Source organism: Streptomyces torulosus (genome assembly GCF_001419765.1).
GTDB lineage: Bacteria > Actinomycetota > Actinomycetes > Streptomycetales > Streptomycetaceae > Streptomyces > Streptomyces torulosus.
The window spans coordinates 1-19,097 of record NZ_LIRK01000056.1; the positions used below are offsets into that span (position 1 = coordinate 1).

General features: G+C 71.8%; 14 protein-coding genes. 7 read left to right on the forward strand and 7 right to left on the reverse strand.

The genetic code is table 11. The annotated features are described in order from the left end of the window. On the reverse strand, window positions 1–1,004 hold a 1,004-nt coding region (locus AOK23_RS05315; RefSeq protein WP_055711585.1), incomplete at its 3' end, for a mechanosensitive ion channel family protein. A gap of 105 nt (window positions 1,005–1,109) precedes the next feature. Here AOK23_RS05315 and AOK23_RS05320 point away from each other — a divergent pair. Continuing rightward, window positions 1,110–1,679, forward strand: a complete 570-nt coding sequence (locus tag AOK23_RS05320; protein WP_055711586.1) for a dienelactone hydrolase family protein — start codon at window positions 1,110–1,112, stop codon at window positions 1,677–1,679. A 48-nt stretch (window positions 1,680–1,727) separates the two neighbouring features. On the opposite strand, the gene AOK23_RS05325 is transcribed toward AOK23_RS05320, so the two are convergent. After that, on the reverse strand, window positions 1,728–3,377 hold the full coding sequence (locus AOK23_RS05325; RefSeq protein WP_055711587.1) for an alkaline phosphatase D family protein: 1,650 nt from the start codon (window positions 3,375–3,377) through the stop codon (window positions 1,728–1,730). 157 nt (window positions 3,378–3,534) lie between these two features. After that, a complete protein-coding gene (locus tag AOK23_RS05330; RefSeq protein ID WP_240496259.1) occupies window positions 3,535–6,780 on the reverse strand; it encodes a helix-turn-helix transcriptional regulator in 3,246 nt (1,081 codons plus the stop codon). Window positions 6,781–6,993: 213 nt separating this feature from the next. Here AOK23_RS05330 and AOK23_RS05335 point away from each other — a divergent pair, with 213 nt between their 5' ends. Further along, window positions 6,994–7,632: a hypothetical protein gene (locus tag AOK23_RS05335; protein ID WP_055711595.1), complete on the forward strand. Its 639-nt coding sequence runs from the start codon at window positions 6,994–6,996 to the stop codon at window positions 7,630–7,632. Between the two features lie 111 nt (window positions 7,633–7,743). Here AOK23_RS05335 and AOK23_RS05340 read toward each other — a convergent pair whose 3' ends face one another. The 3 genes from AOK23_RS05340 to AOK23_RS05350 all read right to left on the reverse strand — a co-directional run bounded on the left by AOK23_RS05340 (window position 7,744) and on the right by AOK23_RS05350 (window position 10,777). Further along, a complete protein-coding gene (locus AOK23_RS05340; RefSeq protein WP_055711589.1) occupies window positions 7,744–8,544 on the reverse strand; it encodes a DsbA family protein in 801 nt (266 codons plus the stop codon). A 111-nt stretch (window positions 8,545–8,655) separates the two neighbouring features. Further along, a complete protein-coding gene (locus AOK23_RS05345; RefSeq protein ID WP_055711590.1) occupies window positions 8,656–9,342 on the reverse strand; it encodes a hypothetical protein in 687 nt (228 codons plus the stop codon). An 85-nt stretch (window positions 9,343–9,427) separates the two neighbouring features. Next, a complete protein-coding gene (locus AOK23_RS05350; protein WP_055711591.1) occupies window positions 9,428–10,777 on the reverse strand; it encodes a DUF2252 domain-containing protein in 1,350 nt (449 codons plus the stop codon). A 228-nt stretch (window positions 10,778–11,005) separates the two neighbouring features. Between AOK23_RS05350 and dnaE the strand changes: the two genes are divergently transcribed. Further along, window positions 11,006–14,545: a DNA polymerase III subunit alpha gene (gene dnaE, locus AOK23_RS05355; protein WP_055711592.1), complete on the forward strand. Its 3,540-nt coding sequence runs from the start codon at window positions 11,006–11,008 to the stop codon at window positions 14,543–14,545. 104 nt (window positions 14,546–14,649) lie between these two features. Here the strand turns inward: dnaE and AOK23_RS48355 are convergent, their stop codons facing one another. After that, window positions 14,650–14,814 carry a hypothetical protein gene (locus AOK23_RS48355; protein ID WP_099968903.1) on the reverse strand — a complete coding sequence of 55 codons (165 nt, stop codon included), beginning with the start codon at window positions 14,812–14,814 and terminating at the stop codon, window positions 14,650–14,652. A gap of 243 nt (window positions 14,815–15,057) precedes the next feature. On the opposite strand from AOK23_RS48355, the gene AOK23_RS05360 reads away from it, so the two are divergent. The 4 genes from AOK23_RS05360 (at window position 15,058) to AOK23_RS05375 (ending at window position 19,046) form a co-directional block, all read left to right on the forward strand. Beyond that, complete coding sequence (locus tag AOK23_RS05360; protein WP_055711596.1) at window positions 15,058–16,266, forward strand: NYN domain-containing protein; 1,209 nt, start codon at window positions 15,058–15,060, stop codon at window positions 16,264–16,266. A 135-nt stretch (window positions 16,267–16,401) separates the two neighbouring features. Continuing rightward, window positions 16,402–17,427 carry an ABC transporter ATP-binding protein gene (locus AOK23_RS05365; protein WP_079049306.1) on the forward strand — a complete coding sequence of 342 codons (1,026 nt, stop codon included), beginning with the start codon at window positions 16,402–16,404 and terminating at the stop codon, window positions 17,425–17,427. 106 nt (window positions 17,428–17,533) lie between these two features. After that, complete coding sequence (locus AOK23_RS05370; RefSeq protein ID WP_055711597.1) at window positions 17,534–18,358, forward strand: ABC transporter permease; 825 nt, start codon at window positions 17,534–17,536, stop codon at window positions 18,356–18,358. A gap of 34 nt (window positions 18,359–18,392) precedes the next feature. Next, on the forward strand, window positions 18,393–19,046 hold the full coding sequence (locus AOK23_RS05375; RefSeq protein ID WP_055711594.1) for a hypothetical protein: 654 nt from the start codon (window positions 18,393–18,395) through the stop codon (window positions 19,044–19,046). Window positions 19,047–19,097: the final 51 nt, after the last annotated feature.

The window sequence follows — 19,097 nt, forward strand, 5'->3', positions numbered from 1 at the left end:
GGGTGGGTCGGCGGCAGGACCGCGTCGGCCGTGTTGACCCTCGGGAGGGCGTACGGATGGGTCTCCGTCAGCCAGCGGACCAGCTGTTCGCGGACCGTGACGCGGACCGTCCACAGGTCGTCCGGGTCCTTGGCGGTGACCAGGGCGCGGACCTCCATCGTCGACGGCGTCGAGTCGGTGACGGTCAGGTCGTAGTGGCGGCCGTCCCACGCCGGGCACTCCCGCAGGATGTCGCGGAGCTTCTCCCGCATCGCGGGCAGCGGAGCGGCGTGGTCGACGTGCAGGAAGACCGTGCCGGTCATCTGGGCGCCGCCGCGCGACCAGTTCTCGAAGGGCTTCGAGGTGAAGTACGACACGGGCATCGTGATCCGGCGCTCGTCCCAGGTCCGCACGGTCAGGAAGGTGAGGGTGATCTCGTCGACCGTCCCCCACTCGCCCTCCACGACGACCACGTCCCCGAGGCGGACCATGTCGCCGAAGGCGATCTGAAGCCCCGCGAACAGGTTGCTCAGCGTGGACTGCGCGGCGATACCGGCGACGATGCCCAGCAGGCCCGCCGAGGCCAGCAGCATGGCCGCGGCGGCGACCACACCGACGATCGCGGAGACCACCCGCATGATGAGCGTCACCTGGGTCCGCACCCGGCGCACCCGGGCCGGGTCACGGTGAACGCGGGCGTACCTGCTGTACGAGGTCTCCACCACCGCCGCCGCGATACGGATCACCAGCCAGGCCGTGGCGCCGATCAGCACCAGCGTCAGGGCACGGCCGATCGTGGTCCGGTGCTGCTCCAGCAGTTGCGCCTCGTCGTACGTCGCTCTGAGGAAGGCCGCGCACAGGACCAGCTGGTAGGGGATGCGGCCGCGGCGCAGCAGGCCCCACAGAGGTGTCTCGTGGTGCCGCTGGTCCGCCTTGCGCAGCAGGAGGTCGGTGGTCCAGCCGATGACGAGCGTCAGGACGACCGAACCACCGATGACGATCAGTGGGCGGAGTAGGTTCTCCATGCCTTCGAACGTAACCGCCCTCGCGGGTCATGAACATGTGACTTCGGCCGCGCTCGGGGTACGGGGCCGCGAGCCGCTGTCGTACCCGGCTGGCACCATGGCCCCATGAACATCATGCTGTTCCACTCGACCTACGGCCTGCGACCTGCGGTTCACCGGGCGGCGGACCGGTTGCGGGCCGCCGGGCACGAGGTGTGGACCCCCGACCTCTTCGACGGACGGACCTTCGACACGGTCGAGGAGGGCATGGCCTTCAACGAGGAGCTGGGCAAGGAGGAGCTGCTCAAGCGGGCCGTCCTGGCCGCCGCGCCCTACTCGGAGCGAGGGCTCGTCTACGCCGGGTTCTCCCTCGGCGCGGCCGCCGCGCAGACCCTGGCCCTGGGCGACGCGAAGGCCCGCGGGCTGCTGCTCCTGCACGGCACGTCGGACATCGCGGCCACCGCGTCCGTCGACAGCCTGCCCGTGCAACTCCACGTCGCCGAGCCGGACGCGTTCGAGACGGACGACTGGCTGAGCGCCTGGTACCTGCAGATGCGCAAGGCCGGCGCCGACGTGGAGGTCTACCGCTACGCCGGCGCAGGGCACCTGTACACCGACTCCGACCTGCCCGACTACGACGAGGAGGCCGCCGAGGCCACCTGGCGTGTGGCGCTCGGCTTCCTCGAAACCCTCTGACGGCCGGAGCGCGCCTCCGGGCCCCAGGGTGGGGGCGGACTACACCGGCTACACCGGGTCGTACGTCCGCTCCACCTTCTGCGTCCCGCTCCGCGTCCGGTACGAGCGCGCCCACGACGACCTCGCGTCGGGCTTCGTCCGGTCGGACAGGACGTAGAAGTCCATCTGCGCCCGCGCGGCGGTGATGTCGAGGACGCCGTAGCCGTGCCGGTCGGTGTCGACCCAGTGGACATGCCGGTTGGCGGCGCGGATCAGGGGGGAGGCCACCGCGGAGACGGTGCCCTCGGGGACCTTCACGAGGTCGTCGAGGTTGTCCGAGGTCACCGAGGTGACGACGAACTCCGTGGCCGCGGACGCCGACAGCGGGTACGTACCGGCGTTGACCGGCACGTCGTTGGCCCAGGCCATATGGATGTCGCCGGTGAGGAAGACCGTGTTGCGGATGGCGTTCTCCCGCAGGTGGGCGAGGAGTTCACGGCGGTCGTCGGTGTAGCCGTCCCACTGGTCGGGGTTGAGGGCGAGACCCTCCTTCGGCAGACCGAGCAGCTCCGTCAGCGGTCCCAGCAGATCGGCGGTGAGGTTGCCGAGCGCGAACGGGGCGATCATCACCGAGTTGCCGACCAGCCGCCAGGTCGTGTCGGAGGACTTCAGCCCCGTCTTCAGCCAGTCGAGTTGGGCCCGGCCTGTCAGCGTACGGTTCGGGTCGTCGACCTCGCCGTTGCCGACGCCCACCTGCTGGGAGCGGTAGGAGCGCAGGTCGAGCAGCGAGAGGTCGGCGAGCTTGCCGAAGCGCAGCCGCCGGTAGGTGGTGCCGGCGATCGCCGGACGCACCGGCATCCACTCGAAGTACGCCCGCTTGGCCGCCGACTGACGGGCCGCCCAGGAGCCCTCCGTGCCCTCGGTGTGGTTCTCGGCGCCGCCCGACCAGGCGTCGTTGGCGATCTCGTGGTCGTCCCAGATGGCGATGACCGGCGCGACCGCGTGCAGGGCCTGGAGGTCCGGGTCCGTCTTGTAACGGGCGTGCCGGACCCGGTAGTCGGCGAGGGAGACGATCTCGTGGGTCGGCGCGTGCGGTCGGACGACCTTGCCGCGGGTGGCGTACTGCCCGGTGCCGTACTCGTAGATGTAGTCGCCCAGGTGGATCCAGGCGTCCAGGTCGCCGCGGGCGGCCAGATGGCGGTAGGCCGCGAAGTGGCCGCCCTCCCAGTTGGCGCAGGAGACCACGCCGAAGCGCAGCCCCGCCGGGGCGGCGTCGGCGGCGGGTGCCGTACGGGTGCGGGCGGCGGGCGAGTCCGTGCCGCCGGCCGAGAAGCGGAACCAGTAGTCGGTGGCCGGGGCGAGACCGCGGACGTCCGCCTTCACGGTGTGGTCGGAGTCGGCGGTCGCGGTGACCGAGCCCTTGGCCACGACCGTCGTGAACGCCTTGTCCCGGGCGACGATCCAGCCGACCTCGACGTCCGGGCCGAGGCCGGAGCCGGGTATGGCCTCCGGGGTGGGTGTCACGCGGGTCCACAACAGGACACCGTCGGGCAGCGGATCGCCGGAGGCGACACCGTGCAGGAACGCGGGGGAGTCGGCGGCGCTCGCGGGGAACGCGGCGGTCAGCGGGGCCGCGAGGACCGCGCCCGCGGCGGCCGCCTTGACGACCGTACGGCGGCGCGGGGCGGAGGAGGAGAGACCCGGCTGAGCGGGCGACATGCCTCTGGGGTCAGTGGGGACACCGGAGTTGGAGTGAGATCTGCGACTGGTCACGGCGGATGAGATTACTGATCAGTAGCCGTTTGGGTAAGGCGTATGACGTGAAATCCGCCCAATGTTCAGATCGCGGTGCCCTGTTGGTCGAAGGTCTGCCCGGTCACCGTCCGTCGGCGTACCTGCGGGCCAGGGCGATCAGCGCGGCTCGGTCGGCGCAACCGGTGCGGTTGCGCAGGCTCGCCAGGTGCTTCTCGACGGTGCGCGGGGAGAGGAAGAGATGCTCGGCGATCTCCTGATTGCCGAAGCGGCGGCCGAGCAGCCGGAGCACCTCGTACTCCCGGGCGGTCACCCCCGTCCGCCGCAGTTCCGCCGGGATGGTGTCGTGGCCCTGGCGGCGCCGGGGCACGGCGGAGCCCGCGTCACGCAGCAGCGCGCGGCACGCCGCCGAGACGCGGGTGGTACCCCGGTCGTGGAAGAACTGCTCGGCGGAGCGCAGCCATTCGACCGGCCGGCCCCAGCCGTCGGCGAGGGCCGCCCCGGCGCCCAGACGCAGACACAGGTGGGCGGCGAGGGGAATGGACTCGGTCCCGACCAGGGCCTCCTCCGCGGACTTCGCGGCCTCGGCGGCCCGGCCCTCACGGCCCAGCAGCACGGCGCGGGACCAGCCGACGAAGGGCCGGTCCCAGTGGACCTGGGCGAGCCGGTCCGTGCCGGGACCCTCCAGTTCCGCCCAGCCGACCGTGCCCTTCAGCGTGCGCAGCAGCAGATACGGCCCCAGGAAGCCGCCGACCCCGCGGGTGCTGGGCAGCGCCCGCATGACGTGGTCCGCCTCCGTGAACTCGGCCAGCGCCCGGTCGTGTTCCTCCCGCATCAGGGAGCAGATGCCCTGGGCCCAGCCCCACACGGAGGTGTCGTAGCCCCAGACCGCCCCCGCGCTCCGGCCGGCCAGCGCGTTCCGCAGGGCGTCCAGGGCGCTCTGGAGACGCTCGCGTTCACCGAGCGCGGCGGCGACGACGCCGTCCACGCCCACCCCGATCAGCTCCACCTCGCGCAGCCGCAGCCGCCGGGCCGTCTCCCGCAGCCGCCGGGCGGACTCCACCGCCCGGTCCTGTTCGTCGCGCAGCACATGGGCGAGCGTCAGATGCATGTCGGCCCAGGCCGTCATGAGGGTCGCGCCGGTCTCCTCGGCCGCCCGCCGCGCGGCCGTCAGACGGTCCGTGCCGGTGAACCGGAGCCGGTCGAGCACACCGAGTTCCAGCAGACCGCGGATGCGCCACACCGGCAGGGCGTGGGCCTCGGCCGTCGCCACCAGACGGGCGAACGTCTCCTCCGCCTCGGCGAGGCTCTGGGGCCGCAGACAGTAACCGAGCATGTTCAGCGCCTTGCAGCTCACCTCCGGCAGCCCGACCGCCTCGGCGGTGGCGACGGCACCCTCGGCGAGAGCCCGGGCGGACTCCAGCCGGTCCGGGCGCCGCGAGTTGAGGACCAGGTGGGCGGCGACCGCGTCCAGGGATGCGCGCGAACCAGGGTCCGGGTCGTCGCCGAGCAGTTCCCTCGCCCGCCGTACGGTGGCCAGGCCCTCCTCCCACTGCTGTGCCGTGGCCGCGGCCCTGGCCCGGGTCACGAAGCCCGCCACCCGCCGGGTGTTCGGCGCGCCCGACGCGGTCAGTACGTCGTCCAGCCGGTCCCCGAGCTCCGGTACGCGCCGGACGTCACCGGTGAGGACCAGGGTGCGGAGCAGTTCCTCCAACAGCCCGGCCACGGCCTCCGGCGGGGTGTCCGGGCCACCCGAGGTCAGCTCCAGGCCCCGGTCCAGGAGTTCCACCGCGGTCAGCAGCGCGCCGCGCGCGACGGCCTGCCGCCCGGCCCGGGTGAGCAGGACGGCCGCCCGTGCCCGCCGGCCACCGGCGACACACAACTCGGCGGCCAGCCGGTCGAGATCGTCCCCGGCCTCCCCACCGATGAGCCCGTGGGGCTCGTGCGGGACGCCTTCGTGCCGCGCCCCGGTGTGGCGTGCGTCTTCGTGCCGCGTCCGGGCGTGCCGTGCGTCCTCGTGCCGCGTCCCGGCGTGTCGTGCGCTCTCGTGTCGTGTTCCGGCGTGTCGGGTGTCCTCGTCCTCCGGGCCCTCGTGCCGTGCGCCCTCGTGCTCTGTGCCCTCGTACCGCGGGTCCTCGTACCGCGTGTCCTCGTACCGCGGGCCCTCGTCCTCCGTGCGCTCCGAAGCCCCCGGCAGCCGTCCCGCCGCACCCCGCACCCACTCGATCGCGTCGGCGGCGGCGAGGCAGAGGGCGGCTCGTTCGGTCGGGAGGAGGCGGTGGGCGATGGCGTCGGCGGTCAGGGCGTGGCGGAAGGCGTGCCAGCCGGGCTCGCCCGCCGGGGAGCCGCCGGAGACCAGGTCGGCGTGGGCCGCGTGGCGGAGGTGGGTGAGGGCGGTGGCGCGGTCGAGGCCGGCGACACGGGCCGCGATGTCCACCGGGAACCGTCTGCCGAGGACCGCCGCCGCCTCCAGGAGGGCCACACCGGGCGCCGCCAGCCGGTCCACGCGTTGCAGGACGGCGGCGGCGACGGTCGCGGGGACCCCGGCGTCGAGGGAACCGGTGACCTTCCAGCCGGAGGCGCCGTCCCGGACGAGGCTGCCGCCGTCGACCATGGCCCGCAGGAGTTCCTCCACCACGAACGGGACGCCCTCGGAGACGGCGTGCAGCCGCTCCAGCACGGCCGCGGGCACCTCGTCGGCGTCGCCGTGGCCGAGACAGCGGGCGGCCAGCTCGGCGGTGCCGGCGGGCCCGAGACGGGTGAGCCGCAGCGAGCGGGCGGTGCGGCGGGACGCAGCGGCCTCGACCAGGTCGAGGGCGGGGCCGGGCTCGCCGCGCAACGTGGCCAGCAGGACGGCCCGTTGGCCGGTGAGGTTGTCGGCCAGATAGTCGACGATGGCGAGGGTGTCGGCGTCCGCGTCGTGCAGGTCCTCCAGCACCAGCACACAGCCACCGTCACGGCCCAGTACCGCCAGGAGCCTCAACACCGCCTCGGCGTACCCGACCAGGGGCGCCCCGTCCTCCGGCGCGAGTCCGCACAGCCGGGACAGCAGGGGTTCGTAGAGGCCGAGGTCACCGTCCGAGGGCGCGCCCTCCCCGCGCAGTGCGGAGAACACGGCCTCCGCGAGCGGGCGCAGCGGCACGGCGCGCCCGGCGGACGCCGCCCGCCCGCGCAGTACGCGTGCTCCGGCGTGCGCCGCGGCGGACGCGGCCTCCTCGACGAGCCGGGACTTCCCGATGCCGGGCTCGCCGAGCACGAACACCGACGCGCCCCGCCCCTCGCGGGCCGCCCGTACGGCGGCGCTCAGAAGGTCCCGCTCCGCCTCCCTGCCGACCAGCGCGGGCGCCGACAGTGATGAGAACGACGACACCTCAAGGCTCCCTGCGCCGCGTCGAATACGCCTTCGAGGCGTACAGGTTAGTACCCGTGTTCACAGGGGCCGCACAACTATATGGGGGATCTTCCCCGATGGCCGGGGGCCCGGCGCCGGGGCACGCTTTCTACCGGCAGGGCAGGGGGACAGGGCATGGCCTGGGGGGACATGCCCTGCCTGCCGCTTCATCCGTCGTGCTGGGAGGTCGTCATGCAGGGTGCCCGGATGTGGGCCGTCGCCGGGGTGCTGGGCGTGGCCCTGTGCGGGTGTTCGTCGTCCACCGGGTCCACGGGCGCGGGCACCGGCGGCGGGTCGTCGTCGGGCGGGGCCGCGGCGGACACGCCCGAGGTGCCGGTGACCACCCAGGACCTGGAACGGGTCTGCTCCGACGGGCTCGGCTTCAAGGGGCTGCCGGCCTACGACCGCGCGAAGAAGTCCGTGCACCCGGCGCAGCTCATGCGGAGCGACGGCGACGACGACGGCTGGACGAGCAGCGTGCCCTCCGACGGCGACTTCCCCAAGGGCTGGTTCCTGGACTACATGGACAAGCCGGAGAAGGCCGAACTGGTCGTCTGCGTCGAGCGCACCAAGGCCACCGCGACCGGCAAGGTGTGCGACATGGAGGCCGACGGCAAGCCGCTGAAGATCAAGACGTACAACACCACGTACCGGCTGCGGGTGGTCGAGGCACGCACCGGCAAGGAGCAGTACGCGTACACCGGCAAGGCCGAGTCCGACGAGTGCCCGTACTACATCCTCACCTCGAAGGGCGAGGACGCGGACAAGTACTACAACGAGGTGCGCCCCGAGGACTACCGCAAGCGCGTCAAGCCGTACATCGCCCCGTAGCGCGGCCGGCCTCCGCCGGCCCCGTGCCGCGGGCGGGCCGTGCGGGCGGGTGTTCCTGGCGGCCTCCGGGAACACCCGCCCGCCCCACGGCGAACGGCGCGGGCGCCGGCGTTACTTGGTGACGCCCGCGTCCTTGAGGGACTTCTCCCAGTCGGCGACCGAGGACGGGTTGCCGACCGTCTTGTCGTTGATCTTGATGGTGGGGGTCGACTGGACGCCCTCGGCGTCGTCGAAGGACTTGCTCATCCTCATCGCCCAGGCGTCGTAGGTGCCCTTCTCCACGGCGTCCTGGAACTTCTTGTTGTTCTTCAGCGCGTCCACCGTGTTCGCCACCTTGATCAGGTAGCTGTCGTCGGCGAACTTGTCGGTCGTCTCCTCCGGGTGGTACTTCGCGGAGTACAGCGCGGCCTTGTAGTCGAGGAACGCCTCGGGGCTGACGTCCAGGGCGGCGCCCAGCGCGCTCAGCGCGTTCTTCGAGCCCTCGCCGCTGAGCCTGTCGTCGAGGAAGGTGCCGAGGGTGAAGGACAGCTTGTAGTCGCCGTCCTCCATGCCCTTGTCGACCGTCTCACCGACCGACTGCTCGAACTGGGCGCAGGCGGGGCAGCGCGGGTCCTCGTACAGGTGGACCACGTTGTCGGTCTTGGAGTCGCCGATCACGACGGTGGCGCCGTTCTCGCCCGAGGTGTTGGCGGGCTTGACCACCGTGGCGTCGGCGGCGGCCTCCCACGTGGTGGGCTTGCCGGTCTGCACGACGGCGTACCCGATACCGCCGGCCGCCGCGAGGACCGCGACCACCGAGGCCGCCACGATCGCCTGCCGCCTGACCTTCGCGCGCTTGGCCTGACGCTCGCGCTCCAGGCGCAGCCGCTCGCGCGCCGCCGACTTCGCCGTCTGGCTGTTCCGCTTGCTCATGTGGGTGAACTCCCTGGAAAACGCGCACACATGGGTGTGCGGGATACGTGGATGGACTGCTCGTGCTCGGCGGCGCTCGGGAGCCCGTGGCTCACCGAACGCCCGGAGGGGTCACGCGAAGGTGACCGAGCACGGCGGTCCGCGCCGCCCCAGGGAGTGGGCGAGGAGAAGGGTGCGGGCGGTGGACCCGCGGTGCGCGGTGCGCGTCGGCCGCTGCTTCGCCGGGGCGCACCGCGGCGTGAGCGCGGCGACCGCGAGGAGCAGGGGCCGGAAACCCGCGGCGACGGCGGCGCCGAGGAGTTGGGCCAGCGCCCGCTCGCCGCGGCGCAGCCAGGCGGCGGCCAGCAGACCCACACCGATGTGCGCGGCGAGCAGCAGCCAGGCGGCGGCCGGTCCCGCGCCCGACAGCAGCGCGGCCACCTGGTCGGAGTCACCGGTGACGCGCGCCAGCGGGGCGCCGACGGCGCCACCGCACAGCACGTCCAGACCGACCTGGCGCAGCGGACCCGTGACCGGGCCGCCCGCCTCGCCGTAACAGGCGTGCTGGCCCGTCGTGAACACCGTGTCCGCCGCCAGCTCCAGCGGGATCAGCACGGCGGCGATCCGTCCGAAGCCACGCTCACGGCGGCCCGCCAGCGCGTACGCGACGACATAGACGGCGGCGGTGATCGCGGCCACGCCGACCAGCGGCAGCGGGGCCCGGGACAGCAGGACGTGCGACGCGGTGCTGAGAGTCACGACGAGTGCCGTGAACAGCGCCGCGCGCACGGCTCTGAGATGCGTCCCGGATATGTCCATACCGCTGGAGAGTGTCCCACGGACCCCCGTAAGGGAGCCCTAAAGGACGCCTGTGTACTCCTTTACAGGCGCGGGATCCGGCCGATCACAGACCCGGGATCCGGCCGTTGCGGAACAGGTCCACGAAGATCTGGTGGTCCGTACGCGCGCGTGCGCCGTAGCGGTGGGCGAAGTCCACCAGCAGGGGCGCGAAGCCCGCCTCGTCGGCGGCGATCGCCGCGTCGATGGCCCGCTCCGTGGAGAACGGCACCAGGGACTGGCCGGAGAGGTCGTCCGCCGCCGCGTGCATCGTCGCCGTGGCCCGGCCGAGGTCGGCGACGACCGCCGCGATCTCCTCCGGGTCGTCGATGTCGCCCCAGTCCAGGTCCACCGCGTACGGCGACACCTCGGCGACCAGCTGGCCCGCGCCGTCCAGTTCGGTCCAGCCGAGCCACGGGTCGGCGTGCGCCTGGAGGGCGCGCTGGGAGATCACCGTGCGGTGGCCCTCGTGCTGGAAGTAGTCCTGGATGCGCTCGTCGGTGATGTGGCGGGAGACGGCCGGGGTCTGGGCCTGCTTGATGTAGATCACCACATCGTTCTCCAGGGCGTCGGTGGCGCCCTCCAGCAGGATGTTGTACGACGGCAGCCCCGCCGAGCCGATGCCGATGCCTCGGCGGCCCACGACGTCCTTCACCCGGTACGAGTCGGGGCGGGTCAGGGAGGACTCCGGGAGCGTCTCCAGGTAGCCGTCGAAGGCGGCCAGCACCTTGTAGCGCGTGGCCGCGTCCAGCTCGATGGAGCCGCCGCCGGGCGCGAAACGGCGCTCGAAGTCACGGATCTCGGTCATCGAGTCGAGCAGCCCGAAACGCGTCAGCGAACGCGCGTCGCGCAGCGCCCCGAGCAGCGGGCCCTGCGCGGTGTCCAGGGTGAACGGCGGCACCTCGTCCCGCTTGGCGCCCGCCGCGACCGCGTGGATCCGCTCGCGGTAGGCGGCCGCGTACACGTTCACCAGTTCCGTGATCTGCTCGTCGCCGAGAGCCTTCGCGTACCCGATGAGCGCCACCGAGGCGGCGAAGCGCTTCAGGTCCCAGGTGAAGGGGCCGACATAGGCCTCGTCGAAGTCGTTCACATTGAAGATCAGACGGCCCGTGGAGTCCATGTACGTGCCGAAGTTCTCCGCGTGCAGGTCGCCGTGGATCCACACGCGCGAGGTGCGCTCGTCCAGGTAGGGACCGGAGTCCCCGTCCCCGCCGCCCCACCCGGAGGTCGCCTCGCTCAGGTCGTGGTAGAAGAGGCACGCCGTACCCCGGTAGAACGCGAAGGCCGAGGCCGCCATCTTCCGGAACTTCACGCGGAACGCGGCCGGGTCGGCGGCCAGGAGCCGGCCGAAGGCGGTGTCGAAGACGGCGAGGATCTCCTCGCCGCGTCGCTCGTCGTTGAGCTGCGGAACCGACATCGCTGGGTGCCTCCTGGTACATGACGAATGGGACGGCTGGTCCGTCCCCTGGGCAACGTCCGGGGGTGCGCGGGAGTGCCCGCGACTCCTTCACGAAAGGTACGGGGGAGAGCCCTCACGGTGTCAGTGCCGAGGCATAGACTTCGACGCTGTCCCCCAGACTGTCCGCAGCCCGTCGGGGACCCGTCGTCGCCCTGTCGTCCGCAGTTCTCCCTGGAGGCCGAAGCCGTGTCAAAGCCGCCGTTCACGCACCTGCACGTCCACACCCAGTACTCGCTGCTGGACGGTGCCGCGCGGCTCAAGGACATGTTCAACGCGTGCAACGAGATGGGCATGACCCACATCGCGATGTCCGACCACGGCAACCTCCACGGCGCGTACGACTTCTTCCACACCGCGAAGAAGGCCGGGATCACCCCGATCATCGGCATCGAGGCCTATGTCGCCCCCGAGTCCCGGCGGAACAAGCGGAAGATCCAGTGGGGCCAGCCGCACCAGAAGCGCGACGACGTCTCCGGTTCCGGTGGTTACACCCACAAGACGATGTGGGCGGTGAACGCGACGGGTCTGCACAACATCTTCCGCCTCTCCTCGGACGCCTACGCCGAGGGCTGGCTGCAGAAGTGGCCCCGTATGGACAAGGAGACCATCGCCAAGTGGTCCGACGGGATCGTCGCCTCCACCGGCTGCCCCTCCGGTGAGCTGCAGACCCGGCTGCGCCTCGGCCAGTACGACGAGGCCCTGAAGGCGGCCGCCGAGTACCAGGACATCTTCGGCAAGGACAAGTACTTCCTGGAGCTGATGGACCACGGCATCGAGATCGAGCACCGGGTCCGCGACGGCCTGCTGGAGATCGGCAAGAAGCTCGGCATCCCCCCGCTGGTCACCAACGACTCGCACTACACCTACGCCCACGAGGCGACCGCGCACGACGCCCTGCTGTGCATCCAGACCGGCAAGAACCTCTCCGACCCGGACCGCTTCAAGTTCGACGGCACCGGCTACTACCTGAAGTCCACGGACGAGATGTACGCCATCGACTCCTCGGACGCCTGGCAGGAGGGCTGCGCCAACACCCTCCTGGTCGCCGAGATGGTCGACACCACCGGCATGTTCGAGGCCAAGAACCTCATGCCGAAGTTCGACATCCCCGAGGGGTACACGGAGGTCAGCTGGTTCCGCGAGGAGACCCTGCGCGGCATGCACCGCCGGTTCCCGGACGGCATCCCGGACGACCGCATGCAGCAGGTCGAGTACGAGATGGACACCATCATCTCGATGGGCTTCCCGGGCTACTTCCTCGTGGTCGCCGACTTCATCATGTGGGCCAAGAAGCAGGGCATCGCGGTCGGCCCCGGCCGAGGCTCCGCGGCCGGTTCGATCGTCGCGTACGCCCTCGGCATCACCGACCTCGACCCCATCCCGCACGGCCTGATCTTCGAGCGGTTCCTCAACCCCGAGCGCATCTCGATGCCCGATGTCGACATCGACTTCGACGAGCGCAGGCGCGTCGAGGTGATCCGGTACGTGACCGAGAAGTACGGCGCCGACAAGGTCGCCATGATCGGCACGTACGGCACCATCAAGGCGAAGAACGCCATCAAGGACTCCGCGCGCGTGCTGGGCTACCCGTACGCGATGGGCGACCGCATCACCAAGGCCATGCCCGCCGACGTCCTCGGCAAGGGCATCCCGCTCTCCGGCATCACCGACCCCGCCCACCCCCGCTACTCGGAGGCGGGTGAGGTCCGGTCGATGTACGAGAACGAACCCGATGTGAAGAAGGTCATCGACACCGCCCGCGGTGTGGAGGGCCTGGTCCGGCAGATGGGTGTGCACGCCGCCGGCGTGATCATGTCCAGCGAGACCATCACCGAGCACGTCCCCGTCTGGGTCAGGCACACCGACGGCGTGACCATCACCCAGTGGGACTACCCGAGCTGCGAGTCGCTCGGCCTGCTGAAGATGGACTTCCTCGGCCTGCGCAACCTGACGATCATGGACGACGCCGTCAAGATGGTGAAGTCCAACAAGGGCATCGACATCGACCTGCTGTCGCTGCCGCTGGACGACCCCACGACCTTCGAACTGCTCCAGCGCGGTGACACCCTCGGCGTCTTCCAGTTCGACGGCGGCCCCATGCGCTCCCTGCTGCGCCTGATGAAGCCCGACAACTTCGAAGACATCTCCGCCGTGTCGGCCCTGTACCGCCCGGGCCCGATGGGCATGAACTCCCACACGAACTACGCGCTGCGCAAGAACGGGCAGCAGGAGATCACGCCGATCCACCCCGAGCTGGAGGCGCCGCTCAAGGAGGTCCTGGACGTCACCTACGGCCTCATCGTCTACCAGGAGCAGGTGCAGAAGGCCGCCCAGATCATCGCCGGCTACTCGCTCGGCGAGGCCGACATCCTCCGCCGCGTCATGGGCAAGAAGAAGCCCGACGAGCTGGCGAAGAACTTCACCATCTTCCAGGCCGGCGCCCAGAAGAACGGCTACAGCGACGAGGCCATCCAGGCCCTGTGGGACGTGCTGGTCCCCTTCGCCGGCTACGCCTTCAACAAGGCGCACTCCGCCGCGTACGGACTGGTCTCCTACTGGACCGCCTACCTCAAGGCGAACCACCCGGCCGAGTACATGGCCGCGCTCCTCACCTCGGTCAAGGACGACAAGGACAAGTCCGCGATCTATCTGAACGAGTGCCGGCGCATGGGCATCAAGGTGCTCCCGCCGAACGTCAACGAGTCGGTGCACAACTTCGCCGCCCAGGGCGACGACGTGATCCTGTTCGGCCTGGAGGCCGTGCGCAACGTCGGCACCAACGTGGTCGACGCGATCATCCGGTCCCGCAAGGCCAAGGGGAAGTACGCCTCCTTCCCCGACTACCTGGACAAGGTCGAGGCCGCCGCCTGCAACAAGCGCACCACGGAATCGCTGATCAAGGCCGGCGCCTTCGACACCCTCGGCCACACCCGCAAGGGCCTCACCGCCCAGTTCGAACCCATGATCGACAACGTGGTGGCGGTCAAGCGCAAGGAGGCCGAGGGGCAGTTCGACCTCTTCGGCGGCATGGGCGAGGAGCAGAGCAGCGAGCCCGGCTTCGGACTCGACGTCCAGTTCACCGACGACGAGTGGGACAAGGCCTACCTCCTCGCCCAGGAGCGGGAGATGCTGGGCCTCTATGTCTCCGACCACCCGCTGTTCGGCCTGGAGCACGTGCTGTCCGACAAGGCCGACGCGGGTATCGCCCAGCTCACCGGCGGCGAGCACGCGGACGGCGCGGTCGTCACCATCGGCGGCATCATCTCCGGCCTCCAGCGCAAGATGACCAAGCAGGGCAACGCCTGGGCCATCGCCACCGTCGAGGACCTCGCCGGCTCCATCGAATGCATGTTCTTCCCGGCGACCTATCAGCTCGTCTCGACCCAACTCGTCGAGGACGCCGTCGTCTTCGTCAAGGGCCGCCTCGACAAGCGCGAGGACATCCCCCGGCTCGTCGCGATGGAGCTCCAGGTCCCCGACCTGTCCAACGCGGGCACCAACGCGCCGGTGATCCTCACCATCCCCGCCACCCGGGTGACCCCGCCCATGGTCAGCCGGCTCGGCGAGATCCTCACCCACCACAAGGGCGAGAGCGAGGTGCGCATCCGGCTCCAGGGGCCCACCAAGACCACGGTGCTCCGCCTCGACCGGCACCGGGTGAAGCCGGATCCGGCCCTCTTCGGCGACCTGAAGGTACTGCTCGGCCCGTCCTGCCTGGCCGGCTGAGTCCGTCCGGCGGACCGAGGGGCGTGATCGCGCGAGGGGCGCATCCGGAATTCCGGATGCGCCCCTCGGTGCTTTGGGGCTGCGATCAGCCCGTCACACGGATGTCAGTTGTGGCCGAAGCGCTTCTGCCGGCCCTTGCGGGCCATGTCGCCGGGGGTCACCGAGGCGACACGCTGGTCGGCGCCCGACTCCATGGAGGACGGCTGTACCTCCTGCTGACCACGCTCGGACTGGGGCTGCTTACGGTCCTGCTTCTTGTTCTTGGCCATGGTGATCTGCCTCCTGTGGGTGATCTAGGGGCCAGGGCCGCGACCAGATTCACATAGCCCGACACGCCGCGCATGTCGGGGAATCACCGTCCGTGACGACCGTTGTCGCCACCTGCGGTGCGATGCGCGGCGCGACCGGCGAATACGCCACGCCGATGATCCAGTTCCGGCCGTTAACCTCCGCGAGGTCGGGCAGACTCGAAGGAAGCCCTAAGCACACCTCCCGGAAAGAGGGTGGATCGCGTGGACCGCTGCATCGTCCTGGTGGACGCCGGGTATCTGCTCGGCGCGGCCGCCAGCCTCCTCGCCGGGGAACCCTCCCGCTCCCGCATCACCGTCGACCACACGGCCCTCATCCAGGGCCTGCGCGAACGCGCCGAGGCCGACACCGAACGCCCCCTGCTGCGCATCTACTGGTTCGACGGCGCCCCCGACCGCGTACCGCAGCCCGAGCACCGCAGGCTGCGCGTGATGCCCCGGGTGACCGTCCGGCTCGGCGCGCTGACCCGCAGCGACGGGCGCTGGGCGCAGAAGGGCGTGGACGCCGCCATGCATGCCGAGCTGACCGAGCTGGCCCGCAACCGGGCCTGCTCCGACGTGGTCCTCGTCACCGGCGACGGGGATCTCCTGCCGGGCATGATGGCGGCCAAGGAGCACGGCGTCGCCGTGCACCTGTGGGCGGTGCAGGCCGCCGACGGGGACTACAACCAGTCCGAGGACCTGGTCGCCGAGGCCGACGAGCGGCGCGTCCTCGACCGGGCGTGGATCACCAAGGCCGTACGGGCGAAGGACCTCGGCGGGGTCTGCGCGCCGTCTCCCGTGCCCCGCCCGGAGATCGCCGCGATCCTGTCGGCGCCGCTGCCCGAGTCCGCCCTCGCCGCGGCGGAGCGGACGGCCCCCGAGCCCGAGCAGGCCCCCGCGGGACGCAACGGGGCCGCCGAGCGGGTGCCCGCCGCCAAGGGCGTACCGACGCCGAAGGACCTCGCCGCCATGCGGGGACCCGGCGCGCACCCCGCGCAGCACCCGGCGACCGCCACACTGCGCTGGTCCTCCGACAAGGGGTGGGTGGACCGGCCCGGTGTCACGGCGGAGCCGCCGGAGGCGGCGGTGATGCCGACCCTGGCGCAGCTGACCACGGCGGAGCAGCGGTGGGCCGACCGCGAGGAGGACATCACCACGGTCGGCGGCGACCCCTTCGAGGTGGGACAGGTGTTCGCCCGGCGGTGGATCTCACGGCTGACCGACCAGTCCCATGTGCAGAAACTGTCGGCGATGTACCCGCGGGTGCCGCACCGCGTGGACGGGGAGCTGTTGCGGTACGCGGCGCGGTTCGGGCTGCTCGCGCACAAGGACGACCAGATCGACGAGCACGACCGGTACGCCATCCGGGCCGGGTTCTGGCGCGAGATCGATGTGCGGACGGCCGCGGAGCACGCACCGGCCGGGGAGTGAGCCCGCGGCACCGCCCGGGCCTGCGGGTTCGCCGACGGCGACGGGCTCACCGCGGCGTGTCGCGCGGTTCCCCGCGCCCCGGGAGGGGTGCCCCGGAGGCGATTCGGTCCCCGGGACCCCGTAGGCTCGTCCCTCGTGAGTACGCGTTCGGCACAGGCGGTTCGGCATGACGGGGATGTCGTGTGTGCCGTGCGGGGCCTCACCAAGACGTATCCGGCGACCCGGGGGCGGCGCGGGACGCCGGGAAACCCCGAGGTACGGGCCAACGACGCGGTCGGACTGGAGGTCCGGCGCGGCGAGATCTTCGGACTGCTCGGGCCCAACGGCGCCGGAAAGACCACCCTCGTACGGCAGCTGACCGGGCTCATGCGGCCCGACGACGGCACCGTCGAGATCCTCGGGCACGACATCGTGCGCCACCCGGAGCGGGCCGCGCGCATCCTCGCCTACCTGGGCCAGGAGTCGACCGCGCTCGACGAGCTGACCGTGGCGCTGGCCGCCGAGACCACCGGGCGGCTGCGCGGCCTCGACGTACGGCGGGCCCGCGCCGAGCGGGACGCCGTCCTCGACGAACTCGGGCTGAGCGGCCTCGCCGCACGGCCCCTGAAGAAACTGTCCGGAGGGCAGCGCCGGCTCGCCTGCTTCGCCACCGCGCTGGTCGGCGAGCGGCCCCTGCTCGTGCTGGACGAACCGACCAGCGGCATGGACCCCGTCGCCCGACGGTCCGTGTGGGCGGCCGTCGACCGGCGGCGCGCCGAGTCCGGCACCACCGTCCTGCTGGTCACCCACAACGTCATCGAGGCCGAGACCGTCCTCGACCGGGTCGCCGTCCTCGACCAGGGGCGGGTCATCGCCTGCGACAGCCCGGCCGGGCTGAAGGAGAAGGTCGCCGGCGAGGTCCGCGTCGAACTGGTGTGGCGCGAGCGGGCCCCGCTGGACGTGCCCGAGGTCGCCGCCCTGCTGCCCCGGGCCGTGGAGTCCGGGCGCCGCTGGACACTGCGGCTCGCCCCCGAGGAGGCGCGCGCGGTGGTGGCCACCGTCACCGGCGGCGCCGCCTTCGTCGCGCTCGACGACTTCACGCTCGCCACACCGAGCCTGGAGGACGTCTACCTGGCGCTCGGCGGCAGCGCGGGCCACGCACAGGGCCTGGTCAAGGCGTGAGGGGCGCGGGCATGGGCCGGACGGCGGCCGGTACCGGCGTGAACGCCAGGGCTGCCGCAGCCGTACGAGAATGGGCGACAGCCGAAGCGCGAAGGAGCAGCTCGACGTGAGTGTCGTACCCGCCGAGGCCCTGCCGGGCAGTGCCCTGGCAGTCGAGGAGCGTGCGGAGCGGGAGGCCGCCGAGCTGGGGCCCCGCGCCCGGCTGTGGCCCTCCCTCGCCGCCGTGTACCGGGCGCAGCTCTCCCGGGCGCGGGTCGCGCGGATCCCGCTGCTGTTCGTCGCGACCTTCCAGTCGATCGGGATCATGGTCCTGATGCGCGGGGTGGTGGACGGCGGGGCCGAGGCGCGGGCCGTCGTCGCCGGTTCGTCCGTACTCGTCGTCGCGTTCGTGGCGCTGAACCTGCTGGCGCAGTACTTCGGGCAGCTGCGCTCCAGCGGCGGCCTCGACCACTACGCGACCCTGCCGGTGCCGCCGGCCGCCGTCGTCCTCGGCGCCGCCGGCGCGTACGCGTCGTTCACCGTGCCGGGCACCGTGGTCACCGCGGTGTTCGGGTGCGTGCTGTTCGGGCTGCCGCTGGCCCACCTGTGGGTGCTCGCCGCGGTGATCCCGCTCGCCGGGGCCGCCCTCGCCGGGCTCGGCGCCGCGCTGGGGCTGCTCGCCCCGCGCCCCGAACTCGCCACCGTCCTCGGCCAGCTCGGCATGTCGGCGGCGCTGCTGCTGGGCGTGCTCCCGGCCGACCGGATGCCCGCCGTGATCCAGTTCGCCCGCGACCTGCTGCCCTCCACCTACGGCGTCGAGGCCTTCGCGCGGACCTTCGGGCCGCACCCCGACTGGGCGTTCGTCCTCGGCGACCTGGCCGTGTGCGCGGGCGTCGGTGTCGTCTCGCTCGCCGTCGCCACCTGGGCGTACCGCAGGGCCGCCGTCCGGTGACGCGCCGCACAGCCGCGCCTGGCACGATGTCAGAGTGACCGCACCGTTTTCTTCGCCTCCGCCGCAGCCGCACCACCAGCCGCCGACCGACCCCTGGGCCCAGCCGCCCACCGGCGGACACGGCGAGGGACACGTGTGGCACGAGCCGGAGGAGCCGTCCGGGCCCGGGCTGGGGAGAGAGCTGCTGGAGGCCGCCGTCGTCACGGTGGTCATGACGCTGGTCGGCGGGGTGCTGCTCGGAGTGCTGTGGTGGTGGCTCGCCCCGCACGTGCCGCTCGTCTCCGACGGGTCGGCGGTCTACTTCAAGGACACCGAGGGAGAGCAGGCCGTCGGCGTCGACGGAACGTTCACGCTGCTCGCGCTGGGGATGGGCGCGGTGAGCGCGCTCGTCGTGTTCCTCCTGCGCCGGCGCGGTGGCGTGCCGCTGGTCGCGGCGCTCGCCGTGGGTGGGCTGCTGGGTGCGGTCGTGGCGTGGCGGCTCGGGGTGTGGCTCGGGCCCGGTACGGATGTGGTGGCCCGGGCGAAGGAAGCGGGGCGGGGGGTGACGTTCTCGGCGCCGCTGAAGCTGGCGGCGAAGGGGGCGTTGCTGGCGTGGCCGTTGGCGGGGCTGCTGGTGCACCTCGTGTTGACGGGGCTGTTCGGGCCGCGGGATCCGGAGCGGTTCGAGGAGTACGAGGGCGCCAAATAATTCGGGGGCCGGGGGCCCGTTGGGCGGGTACGGGTGCGTCGTGGTTTCTCG

Coding starts and splice junctions, on each gene's coding strand:
- AOK23_RS05320 (WP_055711586.1), top strand. CDS start 1,110: ATGAACATCATGCTGTTCCACTCGACCTACGGCCTGCGACCTGCGGTT.
- AOK23_RS05325 (WP_055711587.1), bottom strand. CDS start 3,377: ATGTCGCCCGCTCAGCCGGGTCTCTCCTCCTCCGCCCCGCGCCGCCGT.
- AOK23_RS05335 (WP_055711595.1), top strand. CDS start 6,994: ATGCAGGGTGCCCGGATGTGGGCCGTCGCCGGGGTGCTGGGCGTGGCC.
- AOK23_RS05350 (WP_055711591.1), bottom strand. CDS start 10,777: ATGTCGGTTCCGCAGCTCAACGACGAGCGACGCGGCGAGGAGATCCTC.
- AOK23_RS05340 (WP_055711589.1), bottom strand. CDS start 8,544: ATGAGCAAGCGGAACAGCCAGACGGCGAAGTCGGCGGCGCGCGAGCGG.
- AOK23_RS05345 (WP_055711590.1), bottom strand. CDS start 9,342: ATGGACATATCCGGGACGCATCTCAGAGCCGTGCGCGCGGCGCTGTTC.
- AOK23_RS48355 (WP_099968903.1), bottom strand. CDS start 14,814: ATGGCCAAGAACAAGAAGCAGGACCGTAAGCAGCCCCAGTCCGAGCGT.